Source organism: Mycobacterium branderi, from assembly GCF_010728725.1.
Classification (GTDB): domain Bacteria; phylum Actinomycetota; class Actinomycetes; order Mycobacteriales; family Mycobacteriaceae; genus Mycobacterium; species Mycobacterium branderi.
In genome coordinates this window covers 396,595-411,279 of the sequence record NZ_AP022607.1, presented here as the reverse complement: position 1 = coordinate 411,279, position 14,685 = coordinate 396,595, and the positions used below count along the sequence as shown (strand labels likewise).

Genomic DNA, 14,685 nt, shown 5'->3' with positions numbered 1-14,685 from the left:
CGCCCAATAAGACTCGTTAAGTTCGGGGGCAAGTTGCCCGGTGTGCTCAACGGATTGCCTCCAAGCGACCGTCGGTCTACGTACACCCTAAGTACTTTCCGTGATTGTCGGAGACGTGCTCGTGCCCAAATACTCGCGATCATGGACGTGAGCACCGTCGATGCGATGGACCAACGTGGCTCTACCGGCATGCCGCTCAGCACTTTGCTCGCTGACCTGGCGCCAGGTGTTCTCGACGTAGTCGTGACGCCGCGGGAACCGCAGCAAGAGGTCACGACCGTTCAGATATGGGAACCCGAATGTGACACCGGCGTCGCGGCCGGTGCGATGGTGTTCGCGGTTGGGCCCTCCAGGCATGAAGTCGAGCGGTTGCTGTCGGCGTGCGAGAGCGCCAGCGCGGCGGCGATCGTTGTCCGCGCAACCGAAACCGGGCTGGCGCAACGTGCCGCCGAGTCCGGACTGTGGGTGCTCGCGCCGGGCTCGGGCATCACCTGGGATCGGGCAGCGGCGTTAGTCCGGGCAGCACTCGCCGCCAGCGGTGACCAGCAGGACGGACATCCATGGGACGGCGGCACAGACCTGTTTGAGCTTGCCGACGCCGCGGCGTTGGCCCTCGGCGCTCCGGTGGACGTGACCGACCACCGGCTGCGGTTGATGGCTTTCTCCTCGATGGATGAAGCCTGTGAGGAGCTTGATGACCAGCTGCGCGTGAAGACAATCCTGCACCGTCGAGTCCCCGAGGAGGTGGGCGCCTGGCTTCGCGCCAACGGGCAACTGACCCGGCTGATCAGAGCGACCGAACCGGTGCCGATTGTGCCGCCGGGGCACCGCCCACGGCTGGCAATGCCGCTGAGGGCGGGGCCCGAGGTGATCGGCTATCTCTGGCTGCTGCCGTTCTCCGGCTCCCTGGACGACTCCGCGACGGAGACCGCTCGCGATATTGCCCGCGTCTTCGCCGGCAGGCTGGCGCGCGCCGTCGTCGCCGACCGGCAACGACACGCCTCGGACCTTTTGCGCGGCGTGCTCGATGGCCGGCTGGTCGCAGACGCGCTCTCGACCGTCCTCGATGCCTCCGACACCACCCAGCTGCGGGTGATCGGGTTTGGTTCGCATGACGACGCTCCGCTGCATCACGTCGATCGCTGCCATCTGGAATCGCTGGTGGCAACGCGCATTCAGTCCCTCGGCAGCGTGTCGGTCACCGCAATGATCGGAAACACGGTCTATGCGTTGGTCGGCACGGGACACGGCCCGATGACGGGGCTGCGATCGCTCTCCGACGACATCGTGGTCAGGGCCGGACGCCAGCTCGGCGTGAAACTTGTCGCTGTCATCGGAGGCGTCAAGACCAAAATGTCCGAGCTGCGCCGAGCCGGCGCCGAGATCGACCGAGCGCTGCGGATCCATGCCCACGCGGGCGGCGGCAATGTCGTCACACTCGACGACATCAGCCTGCACTGCATCCTGCACGAGCTGGCCGAGGTAACCGAGGAACGACCGCACCTGCTCGCCGGCTCTCTTGAGGTGCTCGCGGAATTCGACCAAACCAAGAACACTGCCTACATCCCGACGCTGCTGGCGTATTTCGACGCCAATTGCGATCTGGCCGGTGCGGCCAACGCGATGTACCTGCACCGCAACACGATTCGGTATCGCTTGCAACGGATGCGAGACATCTGCGGATTGGACCTGGACGATCCCCTGGACCGCCTGGTAACCGAAATGCAGTTGCGGCTGTTGATGATCCGGAAAGCCACTGATGCCTCGGCGCACTGACGTTGCCTACTCAGACAAATCTCTGGTTGCGCTTTCAGCGTTCTGACCAATGAGATGCCGCAACGATACTGAAAAGCTGATGTACGTATAGAAATTCGACTACAGGAGAAATTCTCATGCCCGCAGTAGACAGGCAAATCGCCACACACAACCAACGGGTGAACTCTTCGACTCCCGACGCCGATATCGACGCGATATTGCATGCCCATCGGGAATGGTGGATATCCAATCAGGGCGGTGACATTCCGCGCATGGTGCCGAATTTCCCTGTCGGAGAGAACAACTACGTAATGTTCAACCTGCAGGGCCACCCCTACTACGGGATCGCCGAGAAGGTCAAGCTGTGGGAGCACTACAACCAGCAGGTCTTCTCACCCGACGTCCCGGTCAGTCGCATCGTCCAGTTTGTGCTTGAAGGCGACGTCGCCTGGATCGCCGCGGACGTGTTGTTCACCCTGACCGAAATCGGTGATGAGGGTCTGGCGGCCCCCAGCTCCGCATTTCACGTCGACACCAGCATGCGCGTCCGTTCCACCGAGTGCTACCTGCGCGACGACGGTGAGGGCGCGCCCAAGTGGACGATGTGGCATTTCCATTGCTCTCCCGCGCCGGACGCCGACGAGCCTCGGCCCGCTTTCGGCGATACCGCGCGCAGCCGCGGCGAACTCGTCCCCTAGCCCTCTGACACGCTGACAGGGACCGGCCCGTGGACCCCCAGACGGCACCCGAGCTGACGCCGTTCGAATTGACCACGCCGTCGCAGACGTTACGCGGCTGGACCGCCGGAGCGGTCACCGACAGCCCCCGCACCCCGGTGCTATTCGTGCACCCGATCAACCTGCAAGGGCTGGCCTGGGCGCAGGTGGCGACGGCACTGACCGGTGAACGGTTTTGTCTGCTGCCAGACATGCGCGGCCACGGTCGTTCGACCGCCAAGGGGCCGTTCGGAGTAGACGCCTGGGTCGAGGACCTGCTGGCGGTCCTCGACCACTTCGGCGTGACACGCTGCCATGTCGTGGGCGGGTCGCTCGGCGGCACGCTGGCCGTCGCCCTGGCCGACCGGGCACCTGAGCGAGTGGTGTCGATCGCCGCGTTCGGCAGCGCACTGGCCCTGGCGGGCCACGACCTGGAAGCCGTGCTCGACGCCCTGCGTGACAACGGCGTCCGCAGGACCTTCGAGCACGGCATCCCGGAGGTGACGGTCGCCCCCGGGACGCCGCAGCAAATCGTTTCGATGATCGTCGACATGACCAACCCGAACGATGTGCCTACCGTCAGCGCAATCTGGCGGGCAACCATCGACACCGACATCACCAACCTCGCCGAAAGTATCGCAGTACCCGCGCTCGTCGTCACCGGCGAGTGCGACCGCACCTGCCCACCCGACCAGGGCAAAGCGATGGCCGAACGGTTGGGTACCTCGTTCGCCTTGATGCCCGGCATCGGGCACCTGCCCATGCTGGAAGCACCGCAGCCGACCGCCGCATTGGTGCGCGACTTCCTCGACGCGCAGGAGGCGCCGCGATGACCTACTCGGTCCTTATCCGCGATCCGGTCACCGGCGACCTCGGTGTCGCCGTACAGTCACACTTCTTCGCTGTCGGCGCGGTGGTGCCCTGGGCTGAGGCCGGAGTCGGCGCAGTGGCAACACAATTCGTTCCCGACCCGCGCTATGGAGCGCGCGGTTTGGACGCCATGAGAGCCGGCACGAGCGCGGCCGACACGCTGCAGGCGCTGCTGGCCGTCGACAGCCGACCGCAATGGCGCCAAATCGCGATGCTCGACGCCCGGGGCAATGTCGCGGTGCACTCCGGTGCGCGGTGCATACCGGCCGCCGGCGGCCGCACCGGCGACGGGTGGAGCGTGCAAGGAAACCTCCTCGACTCCGAGCACGTCCTCGACGCGATGGCCGCAACCGTCGCCGATTCGGCCGCCAATCCTGCGCTGCCGCACCGGCTGCTGGCGGCACTGCAGGCGGCCGAGGACGGCGGCGGTGACGTCCGTGGCTCCCAGTCGGCGGCGATGCTCGTGGTCAGCGGTGCACGGCGCCCTCCGCCGGACAACGAGGTGCTGGTCAATCTGCGCGTGGACGACTCGCATAATCCGGTGGGCGAACTCGACCGCCTGCTGGGCGTGCACGAAGCCACCACGAAGCTGGGCGCCGCGGTCGGTCTGATCGTCAGCGGCGACCAGAACGCGTCCGCCGCGTTGCTCGACGACGCCCTCGCCGACGCGCACCAGTCCGCATCGGCGCTCGGACCGGATAATCCCGAAATCCACTTGTGGCGCGCGGTGTTGCTGGCACGCGGCGGACGCCTCGACGAGGCACATGCCGAGTTTCGCGCCATGGTCAACTGCCGGCCACAACTGCACGACATGGGGGCGCGCTTGGCCGCGGCGGGAATCGTGTCCGAGGCCACGGCCCGCGCGCTGGCCCACTCACCCAAAGTTACACGACGTGTCGTGGGTGACTCAACATCACGCTATTGACACGACATAGTGTCGTGCGAGATGCTGATGCGACCCGCATCACAGCAAGCCACTAAGAGCCCTGCTAACCGACCGGCCGGGACAGGCCCGCACCGGCCGTCGACAAGAGAGGACGTCATCCATGAAGACAATCTGGTTCCACATGCAGGGCTACCGGGACCTGCCCGACGATTTCGCCCAGCGGTACGAAAGCAGCTGGGTGACAGTGCCCAACCGGGAGTTATGCGATCCCGAGCAGGTGCACAAGTACATCAATTGGAACCTCGATGAGCTCGAATACGCCGATGATCTCGGGTTCGACGGCATCGGCACCAATGAGCACCACTCCAATATCTACGGCTTCCCGATGCCGCTAATCACCGCGGCGACGCTGGCTCGCCGCAAATCCGACGCCGCGATCTGCATACTCGGCTCGACGTTGGCGACGACCACACCGGTGCGGGTGGCCGAGGAGATGGCCTGGGTGGACTGCATGAGCGGCGGGCGACTCGTCGCGGGCATGCCGGTCGGTATCCCAATGGACACCTGCGGCGTCGCGGGTCTACCTCCGACTCACGTGCGCCCGCGCTGGTACGAGGGCATGGAGCTGATCCGGCAGGCCTGGACGCGACCTGGGCCGTTTCCGTTCAACGGGCGGTTCAACAAGGTCCGGTATGTCAACCCGTGGCCCGTGCCGTTGCAGAAGCCGCACCCGCCGATGTGGCTATTGGGCGGGGGATCGCTGGAGACCTACGACTACGCCGCCAAGTACGACCTGCCTTACAACTACCTCAGTTTCCAGGGGGCCAAGATAGCCAAGGCGCAGATGGATGGATTCTGGGAGGTGATCGAAAAAGCCGGCCTCGATGACAACCCGTACCGCGCGGGATTCGCGCAATTCCTCGCCGTCGCCGATACCGACAGCGAGGCGGAACGCTTGTACGGCAAGCACATCGAGAACTTCTTCAACAAGGCCTGGCACATCCCCCCGCACTACATCATGGTGCCCGGCTACATGAGCAAGAAGAGCCTGGCGGCCATAGCCGAGAAAGCGGGCGATGTGAATGCCTTCGCGAAGCTCGAGACCTCCTACGCCCACGCGATCGAATCGGGTTCGGTGATCGCCGGCAGCCCGGACACCGTCGCCGAACGGCTCATCCAGGCGGCGAAGGATCTACGCATCGGTCATCTCATCGCCCTCATGCAGATCCAATCCATGCCGACCGAGCTGACCAAGCACAGCACCAAACTGTATGCCGAAAAAGTCATGCCGAGACTGCGTGAGCTCTGGCCCGACTACGAAGACCGTTGGTGGCCGACCGGTGCAACCCGCAACCAATCCGCAGCCACCGCCCTCGCCACCAAGGAGGCGAAATGACCACCGCGCCCAACCCCGTCGCACTCAGCAGTCCCTTCTCGTCAAATCCGGTGATCGCCGAGGGACAGGGCGATCCAGTGGTGTTCTTGCACGGTCCGCTCGGCCAGGAATGGTCCGGATTCCTCGACGACTTGGCTGCGGACCACCGAGTCTTCGCGCCGGCCAACCCGGGCATCGACGAACCCGCCGAACTCGACCTGCTCGACGGTATGCATGACCTTGTTCTCTACTACGACGAGTTGTTCGACAACCTGGGCATCGGCGTCCCGTTCGATCTGGTCGGGCACTCCTACGGCGGGATGGTCGCGGCCGAATATGCCGCGACGTATCCCCGGAAAGTTCGCAAGCTGGTGCTGATCGACAGCATGGGCCTGTGGCTGGACGACGCACCGGTCGGTGACTTCGTCACCGTCGCCCCCGAGGCACTTGCCGCGCAGCTATGGTTGGACTTCGACAAACCGGAAGTCAAGGAGCGCACCACACTCAGCGACGACCCAGCCGAGGCTCAGGCGCAGGTGATCCACCGGTTCTCGACGATCGCGAGCGCTGCGCATTTCACCGCCCCGATCCCGGAGCGGGGGTTGTCCAAACGGCTGCGGCGCGTTACGGCGCCCACGCTGCTGGTCTGGGGCGCCGAAGATCTGTTGGTCCCGGCCGTGTATGCCGAGGAGTTCCGTTCCCGCATCGATGACGCCCAAGTCGAAATCATCGAGCACGCATGCCATTACCCGTATGTCGAGCAGCGGGAAGCGGTCAGCCGCCGCGTCCTTGAATTCCTCGGGTGAGCAGAAAGGAGTTTCGCGATGACACTCGATCCTGATGCTCAGCAGTTGACCGACGCGCTCGCGGGTCTGCTGCCCGGACCGTTGCACACGCTCGGCGTCGAAGGCGCACGCGCAGTCCTCGCCGGGCTCAGTGAGCAGAGCCCGCCACCGCCGCCACTACATTCGGTCGAAGACCACACCGTTGGCGGCCCAGCCGGCCCCTTGCAGACCCGGGTGTACCGCCCCGGCCCTGAGAACGATCTACCTGTTCTGATCCACCTGCACGGCGGCGGGTGGGCGATGGGCACACTCGACGCGAGCGAAGCACTTTGCCGTTCCCTGTCGGACAAGGCTGGCTGCGTGGTGGTTTCGGTCGACTACCGGCTCGCTCCGGAGCACAAATTCCCCGCGGCGGTCAACGACTGCTACGCCGCGGTGCAGTGGGTCGCGAACCATGCCGACGAAATCGGCGCAGACTCCAACCGGATCGCAATCGGCGGCGAGAGCGCCGGCGCCAACCTCGCGGCCGCCACCACCCTCCTGGCCCGCGATAGCGGCGGCCCACCGTTGGCCTTCCAACTTCTGGCATACCCGGTCACCGAATACGCGGTGGAGCGTCCGTCGTGGCGTGAGCACGCCTCCGCTCCCCTGCTGACCGTCGACGACGTCACCTGGTTCTGGGCACAGTATCTACGGGATCAGGCCGACCGCACCGATCCGCGCGCGACACCGTCGAATGCGTCGTCATTGGCCGGATTGCCGCCCGCGTACATCCTTACTGCCGAGCACGATCCCGTCCGCGACGACGGCGAGCAATACGGCCAACGGCTGCGTGACGCCGGCGTCGACGTGACCGTCAAACGTTACCCCGGTGTATTCCATGGATTCCTCTCAATGGTGGGGATGCTCAACCGCACCGCCGAGGCACTCGATGATGCGGCCGCACAGCTCGCGCATGCGTTCGCCACCGCGCCGGCCACGAACTGACGAGGACCCATCGATGACCGCTTCCACAGCCCAGACGATCGACGTCGACCCGGTTCCGACCGACCCGTCGAAACTCCGAAATGCTTACGGCTGCTTCCCATCCGGCGTGACCGCAGTATGTGCGCTCGTCGATGGCAAACCGGTGGGTATCGCCGCCAGTTCATTCACCCCGGTATCGGTCAGCCCGCCACTGGTATCAGTGTGCGTGCAAAACACCTCGACCACCTGGCCGAGGTTGCGTGGAAGACTTCGGCTGGGGTTGAGCGTCCTCGCCGAGGACCAGGATCTGCAATGCCGCGCCCTGGCTATGAAGAACGGCGATCGATTTGCCGACATCGACTGGGCCCCAACGTCGCAGGGTGCCGTATTGGTCCACGGCGCGGCCGCTTGGCTGGACTGCTCCGTCCACGCCGAGGTGCCCGCCGGTGACCATGTGATCGTCTTACTCGAGATTCACGGGGTGCGGTGCGACCCCGAAGCTGCCCCACTGGTATTCCATGCCAGCCAGTTCCGTCGGCTCGCGGCCGCGTGAGCCAACCGAAGGCGCTAGCGCAAATGTCGGAACAATCCCAGTACATCGGACCGGCGGCCACCGTCGACGACGCGGTCTCCGCACTCGCGCAGGGCCGCATGGTCGTCGTCGTCGACGACGAGAACCGCGAAAACGAAGGCGACCTCGTGGTGGCCGCCGACCTCGTGACGGCTGAGCAGATGGCCTTCCTGGTCGCGCATACCACAGGAATCGTATGCGTGCCAGTTGGCGAGGACCGAGCCGACCGGCTTGAGCTGCCGCTCATGGTTGCGCACAACGAGGACAGGCACGGAACAGCGTTTACGGTCTCGGTCGACCACGTCGAGACCGGGACCGGCGTGTCCGCGCGTGACCGCACCCGCACCGCGCGTGCGCTCGCCGATCCGAGCACGACCCCCACGGATCTACGCCGGCCGGGACATATCTTTCCGTTGCGTGCGCGAGCCGGAGGCGTGCTCGTGCGGCAAGGACACACCGAGGCCGCCATCGATCTCTTGCGGCTGGCAGGACGTCCCGAGGTGGCCGTGATCAGCGAAATCATCGATGACGACGGCTCGATGAGACGCGGTGCGAGCTTGCGAAACTTTGCCGCCGAGCACGGTTTGCCGCTCGTGGCTATCGCAGATCTGGTCCGCTACCGCAAAGCCACGGAGCGGACGATCGAACCGATCGCCGAGTCGGCCCTGCCTACCCGCGCGGGCTTGTTCCGGGCCGTGGCGTACCGAAGCGCTGTCGATGGTCTTGAGCATCTGGCCCTGGTGCTCGGCGACGTCGCCGCCGCCGGGCGGTCGCCTGAAGGTGTACTGGTACGGGTGCACAGCGAATGTCTCACCGGCGACGTCCTTGGCTCGCTTCGGTGCGACTGCGGAGACCAGCTGGAGTGTGCACTGCAAGCCATCACCGACGAAGGCTGCGGAGTCCTGGTGTATCTGCGTGGCCACGAGGGCCGCGGAATCGGGTTGGCGCACAAGATCCGCGCGTATGCCCTGCAGGATGGCGGGTTGGACACGGTCGAAGCCAACATCGCGCAGGGCCTGCCGGTGGATGCCCGCACATACGGAATCGGCGCTCAGATCCTGTCCGATCTCGGTGTCCGCCGGCTGCGGCTCATCACCAACAACCCGGCCAAGTACGGTGGCCTCGAAGGGTTCTCGCTCTCTATCGTCGGGCGCGTCGGCCTGCCCACCGCGGTAACAGACCACAACCTTCACTACCTTCGCACCAAGCGAGACCGGATGGGACACAACATGCCCTCAGCGTTGACGGCGCCGTGACGGGGGCGATTGTGCACGGTCGCGGATCGTCGACACACACTGGTCTCGGTGCTGTGATTGTGGCCCGGCACCGGTGTGGTCGGACAACGTTGGCGCGATCCTCGCCTGTACTGAAACGCAGGGCCGGCGGAGGACCAGGGGCAGGCCGGCGCTCTCGGCAAGCCGTATGTAGAGGAGTGAGCACGCTGCACCGCATTGAATTATCTAGGATATGAGGATGTCCGCCGACGATCTGGCAACCACCAGCCGACGTGGTTGGCAGGGCGGCTCGGTTCGCGCCGAACAGAAGCAGCGCACCCGCGAGCGGCTGGTCGAGGCCGCGCGAACGGTGTTCGAGACCCGCGGGTACGGTGCAGCGTCGATCGCCGATATCACCGCCGAATGCCAGATCCACCGCGCCACGTTTTACATCCACTTCACCGATAAGGCCGAGTGTTTCCTGGCCGTTCTCGACGGAGTGATCGCTCAATCGGCGGAATACTGGCGCGGACTCGACAAGGCACTACTGGCAGACACGCCGGCCGCCATGCGGGAGTGGCTGGCCCAGGCGGTGCATTGGTGGGAGCAGCATGCCGCGCTGCTACCGGCCTGGGAGGAGGCACTTGCCGTCGACCGCACGATCGCGGGTCGATTGGCATTCCAGTTGGGTGGCCTCGCCAACGAAATGCGTGGTTACCTAGCACGATTCGAGACGCCGCAGGAGCGCGAGGACGCCCGCCTAAGGGTCGTGCATCTAGTCCTCATGCTCGACAGTTTCTGGTTTCGGACCATCGTTCAGCAGGTTATGGACAGTGATCGCGAGCACGTCTTGGACCTGCTTACCGACATGTGGTGCGGCGCCCTGCATATCGGCGGATCCAGCTAACTCGAAGCTTCGACGTCGAGCCGTTCGACGGCGAGCGCCGCATACACGGCCGCTGCGTCGGCCAGAACGTCGTCGGAAAACCGCGCGCGCGGGGAGTGATTCATCGGCGCGGATACGGGATCCAGATCAGGCATGCATGCACCAAGGCCCACGAACGCGCCAGGAACGATGTCGAGCACTCTGGAGAAGTCTTCCGAACCGCTGAGCGGCCTATCCATTGGCGCATAGCGATCCTCGTCGATCATTTCCTGGACAACGCGCTGTGCAAACGCGACTTCGCCCGCGTTGTTGACGGTAAGTGGATATTCGACATGAAAATCGACGTCTACCTCGACGCCGTGGGCGGCAGCAACTCCTTGCAGAACCCGCGGGATTAAGGTCGCCAACCGTTCCGCATTCTCGGCCGAATACCGTCGCACGGTTGCCTCGAACGTCGCGATATCGGGAATGATGTTGGCGCGCGCCCCGGCCTGCACGACCCCGACGGTGACCACAACCGGATCGAAGGCATCGAACCCCCGGGTGACCATGGTCTGTAGTGAGGTGATCATTTCAGCGGCGGCAACCACCGGGTCCTTAGCCGAGTGGGGTGCAGAACCATGCCCGCCGGCACCGCGGACGGTGACCGACAGTGTGTGCGAGGCCGACAGCATCGGGCCGGGCTTGCTACAGAAAACTCCCGCAGGCATCGTGTTCGACAACACGTGCATCCCGTACGCGAAGTCCACTCGACGTCCGGCGGCGTCTAACACTCCTTCAGCAATCATCGCCTGTGCGCCGTCCCAGCCCTCCTCGCCTGGCTGGAACATGAAGACCACGTCGCCAGCGATGCCGTCACGATGCGCTGCTAGCAAGTGTGCGGCACCAACCAAGGCAGCCGTGTGCAAGTCGTGGCCGCAGGCATGCATCGCGCCGTTGCGCGATGCAAAGTCCTCGTCGGTCTGCTCGCCGATCGGCAGGGCGTCCATGTCGGCGCGCAACAACACAGTTTTAGGGCGATTTGCATCCCGTCGGCCTCCGCGCAAGACCCCCGTCACCGAAGACACCGTCTCGCCGACCCCGATCTCTAGAGGAAGACCCCCCACTGCACCCAGCACACGTTCCTGGGTGCGCGGCAGGTGTAGGCCGACCTCTGGTTCGCGATGCAGGTCGCGACGGAACGCGACAAGGTCATCTTGCAGCGCCCGAGCATCACTTCTCAGGTTCATGCGGCGATCCGTCCCGGGTTGGGCAGTGTTAATTCGTGTGCAACGGCACCGACCGCACCACGAAGCTTCGAGCTGAAAGTAGGTAGGTGGCTGGCGCAGCACGTTCGCAAGGCCCAGTGCACCAAACGATTACGCGAGGGCAATTGATAGCGCAGTCAAAGTCCGATGTCCGCTTTTGACGGATCAGCCAATGCTCGACCGATGAAGAGTGACCTACCGTTTTCGAAACTGACTGTGTCGCTATGTCACAGCGGACGACCACGAGCAATCGATTCAGCAATGAAGAGGAGCCAATTGTCCATCCCGGTTCGCAGCGAGTACGGCGGCTGGCTGCCCCTGGTGACGATGGACGCGGTCACCAAACCGGCCAATGCACTCGGCGCATTCTTCGCGATGTGCCTGGACACCGTTGTCCAGATGTTCCGGCCGCCATGGGCATGGCGAGAGTTCCTCTTCCAAATGTGGTTCGTGGCACGGGTCTCCATGCTTCCGACCGCCTTGTTGTGTATCCCGTTCGGCGTGCTGTTGACGTTTGACGTTGACGTACTCCTGGTTGAGATCGGCGCAGCGGATTTCTCAGGCGCCGGCACGGCACTGGGGACGGTTACCCAAAGTGGCCCAGTGGTGACCGTTCTCGTGATCACTGGCGCGGGCGCCACCGCGATGTGCGCAGATCTCGGGGCTCGGACGATCCGCGACGAACTGGATGCCCTGCGCGTGATGGGCATTGACCCGATTCAGGCGCTCGTGGTACCGCGGGTGCTGGCGGCCACACTCGTCTCGCTGCTGCTGTCGTCGGTGGTGACCGTCACGGGTGTTGTCGGCGGATTCTTCTTCGCCGTTTACTTCCAGCACGTCACTCCCGGTGCATTCGCGGCCGGCCTCACCCTGTTAGTCGGAACGCCCGAAGTGGTTGTGTCCCTGGCGAAGGCCGCCATTTTCGGCCTGGTCGCCGGTCTCATCGCCTGTTACAAAGGCACCCACGTCGGCGGCGGTCCGCAGGCTGTCGGCAACGCGGTCAACGAGACCGTTGTGTTTACTTTCCTAGCGCTCTTCGTCATCAATGTGATCGCCACCGCAGTCGGTGTGAAGGTGGCGACATGAACACCACCCAACCAAGCGGACTCCACCCCAGGCTTTACCGCACTGCTCACGGCGTGGTGAGCAGCTGGAATCGACTCGGTGCACAAGCACAGTTCTACGGACAGACTGTGCGAGGCATTGGAACTGTCTTCGCGCACTACAAAGTGGAGCTAGTTCGATTGATCGCCCAGATGAGCCTTGGCACCGGCGCATTGGTTCTTGTAGGCGGCTCAGTGGCCATCGTTGGCTTCCTGATGTTGTCGGGCGGCTCGCTCGTCGCAGTACAGGCGTATAGCTATCTCCAGCAGATCGGCGTTGGAGCACTGGCCGGGTTCGGATCGGCGTTCCTCAACGTGCGACTGATCGCACCGCTGGTCGCAGGTATCGGCCTGGCTGCCACCATCGGCGCCGGAGCCACCGCACAGCTGGGGGCCATGCGAATCAGCGAAGAAATCGATGCGCTTGAGGTGATGGCTATCCGTTCAGTGGCCTACCTTACGTCGACACGATTGGTCGCCGGCGTGATCGTGGTAATTCCGTTGTACTGCGTCGCCGTGCTGATGGCTTTTCTGGCCACACGTTTCGGCACCACAGCCATCTATGGCCAGTCGACCGGCGTCTACGATCACTACTTCAACACCTTCTTGAACCCCACCGACTTGATGTGGTCGTTCTTGCAGGCCATAGCAATGGCCGTCGTGGTCATGCTGATACACACCTACTACGGATTCACCGCCTCCGGGGGACCCGCCGGGGTCGGCGAGGCGGTCGGCCGAGCCGTACGGGCATCATTGGTCACCGCGGTGTTCGTCACCGTCTTTGTCTCCCTGGCCATTTACGGCCAGTCCGGAAACTTCCACCTGGCGGGATAGCGGCAATGGAAGCAAGACCAGGAGAAAGGCGACTCCACCCCGCACTGTGCACGCTGATCTTGCTCGCTGTCATCGGATTGTTCGCATTCGTCACGTTTTCGTTATTCGCCGGAACATTCGCCTCGTATGTTCCGGTCACGCTGACCGCAGACCGGTCGGGGCTGGTCATGGAGCTCGGGGCCAAGGTCAAGATGCGCGGCGTGCAGGTAGGTCGTGTCGGAACGATTCACGGAGGAAATAAGCCAGTCACGTTGACCTTGCAGCTCTACCCGGATCAGATCCGACACATTCCCGCCAATGTGCAGGCTCGGATCCGGGCCACCACCGTCTTCGGGGCGAAATATGTCGACCTCGTCTATCCCAAACACCCTAGCGCCAAACGGATCTCAGCGGGATCAGTGATTACTTCGGAGAATGTCAGCACCGAGGTAAACACGGTCTTTCAGAACCTTACTGATCTGTTGAACCGGATCGACCCGGCCAAGCTGAACAGCGTACTGACGGCGCTGTCGCAGGGTCTGCGGGGCGAGGGCCCCACCATCGGACAAGCGACCTCCGATGCCAACGAAGTACTGCTGGCACTCAATCCCCGCGCCGAAACAATGCGTAATGACTGGCAGTCGGTATCGGGATTCAGTGACACCTACAGTGCAGCAGCCCGCGACATCCTCGCCGTGCTCGATTCGGCGAGTACAACTAGTTCCGCCATCACAGACAACTCCCGGGATTTAGACGCCGCTCTGGTCAACGTCATCGGGTTGGCGCAAAGCGGCGTCAACCTAATCGCGTCCAGCAAGGACAATCTGGTGAATGCGGTCAATTCTCTTGAACCCACAACGAGCCTGCTCTTTAAGTACAACCCTGAATTGACCTGCCTGATCGTCGGCGGGAAATACTTCCTCGACCACGGTGGCTATGACGCCGCAGGCGGCGGGGATGGAAAGTCAACGATCGTCGACGCCGCGATTCTGCTCGGCGACGACCCTTACAGGTACCCCGACAATCTGCCTGTGGTCGGCGCCAAGGGCGGCCCAGGCGGCCAGCCGGGATGCGGCTCACTGCCCGACGTCGCAAAGAACTGGCCGCTCCGCCAACTCATCACCAACACCGGTTGGGGAACCGGTATCGATTGGCGCCCCAATCCCGGCATCGGCTTCCCCGGCTGGGCCGACTACTTCCCGGTCACGCGCGGAGCACCCAAACCGCCGAGCATCCGCCACCCCGGAGGTCCGGCCCCTGGCCCAATGCCCTACCCCGGGGCCCCGCCCTACGGGGCGCCGATGTACGCGCCCGATGGCACGCCGCTGTATCCCGGTCTGCCGCCCGCACCTGCGCCCGGTGCCCCGAAAGAACCTGGCCCGCCGCCCCCAGGTTCGGAGCCGTTCTCGGTGCCCGCACCAGCCTCCCAACAGCCGACTCCGCTGCCGCCGCTCCCCACGCCCGCCCTCCCATCACCCTGACCACTTCATAGCCCCTA

Annotated in this window: 14 protein-coding genes; 13 read left to right on the top strand and 1 reads right to left on the bottom strand. The window is 64.2% G+C overall.

All coding sequences use genetic code 11. The annotated features are described in order from the left end of the window. The first annotated feature begins 141 nt into the window (after positions 1-141). The 10 genes from G6N47_RS27005 to G6N47_RS26960 all read left to right on the top strand — a co-directional run bounded on the left by G6N47_RS27005 (position 142) and on the right by G6N47_RS26960 (position 10,045). Positions 142-1,776, top strand: coding sequence for a PucR family transcriptional regulator (locus tag G6N47_RS27005; RefSeq protein ID WP_083132784.1), 1,635 nt, complete (start codon positions 142-144; stop codon positions 1,774-1,776). A gap of 158 nt (positions 1,777-1,934) precedes the next feature. Then, positions 1,935-2,453 (top strand): Cif family virulence factor, encoded by a 519-nt coding sequence (locus G6N47_RS27000; RefSeq protein ID WP_139799591.1) that lies wholly within the window; start codon positions 1,935-1,937, stop codon positions 2,451-2,453. Between the two features lie 29 nt (positions 2,454-2,482). Then, on the top strand, positions 2,483-3,304 hold the full coding sequence (locus G6N47_RS26995) for an alpha/beta fold hydrolase (protein ID WP_083132782.1): 822 nt from the start codon (positions 2,483-2,485) through the stop codon (positions 3,302-3,304). Further along, a complete protein-coding gene (locus G6N47_RS26990) occupies positions 3,301-4,266 on the top strand; it encodes a DUF1028 domain-containing protein (RefSeq protein WP_083132781.1) in 966 nt (321 codons plus the stop codon). Before G6N47_RS26995 ends, G6N47_RS26990 begins: the two co-directional genes overlap by 4 nt. A 121-nt stretch (positions 4,267-4,387) precedes the next feature. Continuing rightward, the gene (locus G6N47_RS26985; protein ID WP_083132780.1) at positions 4,388-5,623 is read left to right on the top strand and encodes an LLM class flavin-dependent oxidoreductase; all 1,236 of its coding nucleotides are present in this window, start codon (positions 4,388-4,390) and stop codon (positions 5,621-5,623) included. Then, positions 5,620-6,408 (top strand): alpha/beta fold hydrolase, encoded by a 789-nt coding sequence (locus tag G6N47_RS26980; protein ID WP_083132779.1) that lies wholly within the window; start codon positions 5,620-5,622, stop codon positions 6,406-6,408. Before G6N47_RS26985 ends, G6N47_RS26980 begins: the two co-directional genes overlap by 4 nt. 18 nt (positions 6,409-6,426) lie before the next feature. Then, entirely contained in the window at positions 6,427-7,374 is a 948-nt protein-coding gene (locus G6N47_RS26975; RefSeq protein WP_083132778.1) for an alpha/beta hydrolase, read from the top strand. Positions 7,375-7,387: 13 nt separating this feature from the next. Continuing rightward, positions 7,388-7,906, top strand: coding sequence for a flavin reductase family protein (locus G6N47_RS26970; protein ID WP_083132777.1), 519 nt, complete (start codon positions 7,388-7,390; stop codon positions 7,904-7,906). A 23-nt stretch (positions 7,907-7,929) separates the two neighbouring features. Continuing rightward, positions 7,930-9,180 carry a bifunctional 3,4-dihydroxy-2-butanone-4-phosphate synthase/GTP cyclohydrolase II gene (locus G6N47_RS26965; RefSeq protein WP_083132776.1) on the top strand — a complete coding sequence of 417 codons (1,251 nt, stop codon included), beginning with the start codon at positions 7,930-7,932 and terminating at the stop codon, positions 9,178-9,180. Between the two features lie 217 nt (positions 9,181-9,397). Next, positions 9,398-10,045: a TetR/AcrR family transcriptional regulator gene (locus tag G6N47_RS26960; RefSeq protein ID WP_163659913.1), complete on the top strand. Its 648-nt coding sequence runs from the start codon at positions 9,398-9,400 to the stop codon at positions 10,043-10,045. Here G6N47_RS26960 and G6N47_RS26955 read toward each other — a convergent pair. Next, positions 10,042-11,253, bottom strand: coding sequence for a M20 metallopeptidase family protein (locus G6N47_RS26955; protein ID WP_083132774.1), 1,212 nt, complete (start codon positions 11,251-11,253; stop codon positions 10,042-10,044). The two genes, G6N47_RS26960 and G6N47_RS26955, sit on opposite strands and share 4 nt — an antisense overlap. Before the next feature lie 345 nt (positions 11,254-11,598). Between G6N47_RS26955 and G6N47_RS26950 the strand changes: the two genes are divergently transcribed. From G6N47_RS26950 to G6N47_RS26940, 3 genes are read left to right on the top strand one after another with little or no spacing between them, the layout of a single operon-like run. Continuing rightward, the gene (locus G6N47_RS26950) at positions 11,599-12,357 is read left to right on the top strand and encodes an MlaE family ABC transporter permease (protein WP_372517561.1); all 759 of its coding nucleotides are present in this window, start codon (positions 11,599-11,601) and stop codon (positions 12,355-12,357) included. Beyond that, the gene (locus tag G6N47_RS26945; protein WP_083132773.1) at positions 12,354-13,208 is read left to right on the top strand and encodes an ABC transporter permease; all 855 of its coding nucleotides are present in this window, start codon (positions 12,354-12,356) and stop codon (positions 13,206-13,208) included. The genes G6N47_RS26950 and G6N47_RS26945 overlap by 4 nt, the downstream gene beginning before the upstream one ends. A gap of 5 nt (positions 13,209-13,213) precedes the next feature. Then, positions 13,214-14,668 (top strand): MCE family protein, encoded by a 1,455-nt coding sequence (locus G6N47_RS26940; RefSeq protein ID WP_083132772.1) that lies wholly within the window; start codon positions 13,214-13,216, stop codon positions 14,666-14,668. The last annotated feature ends 17 nt before the right edge of the window (positions 14,669-14,685 follow it).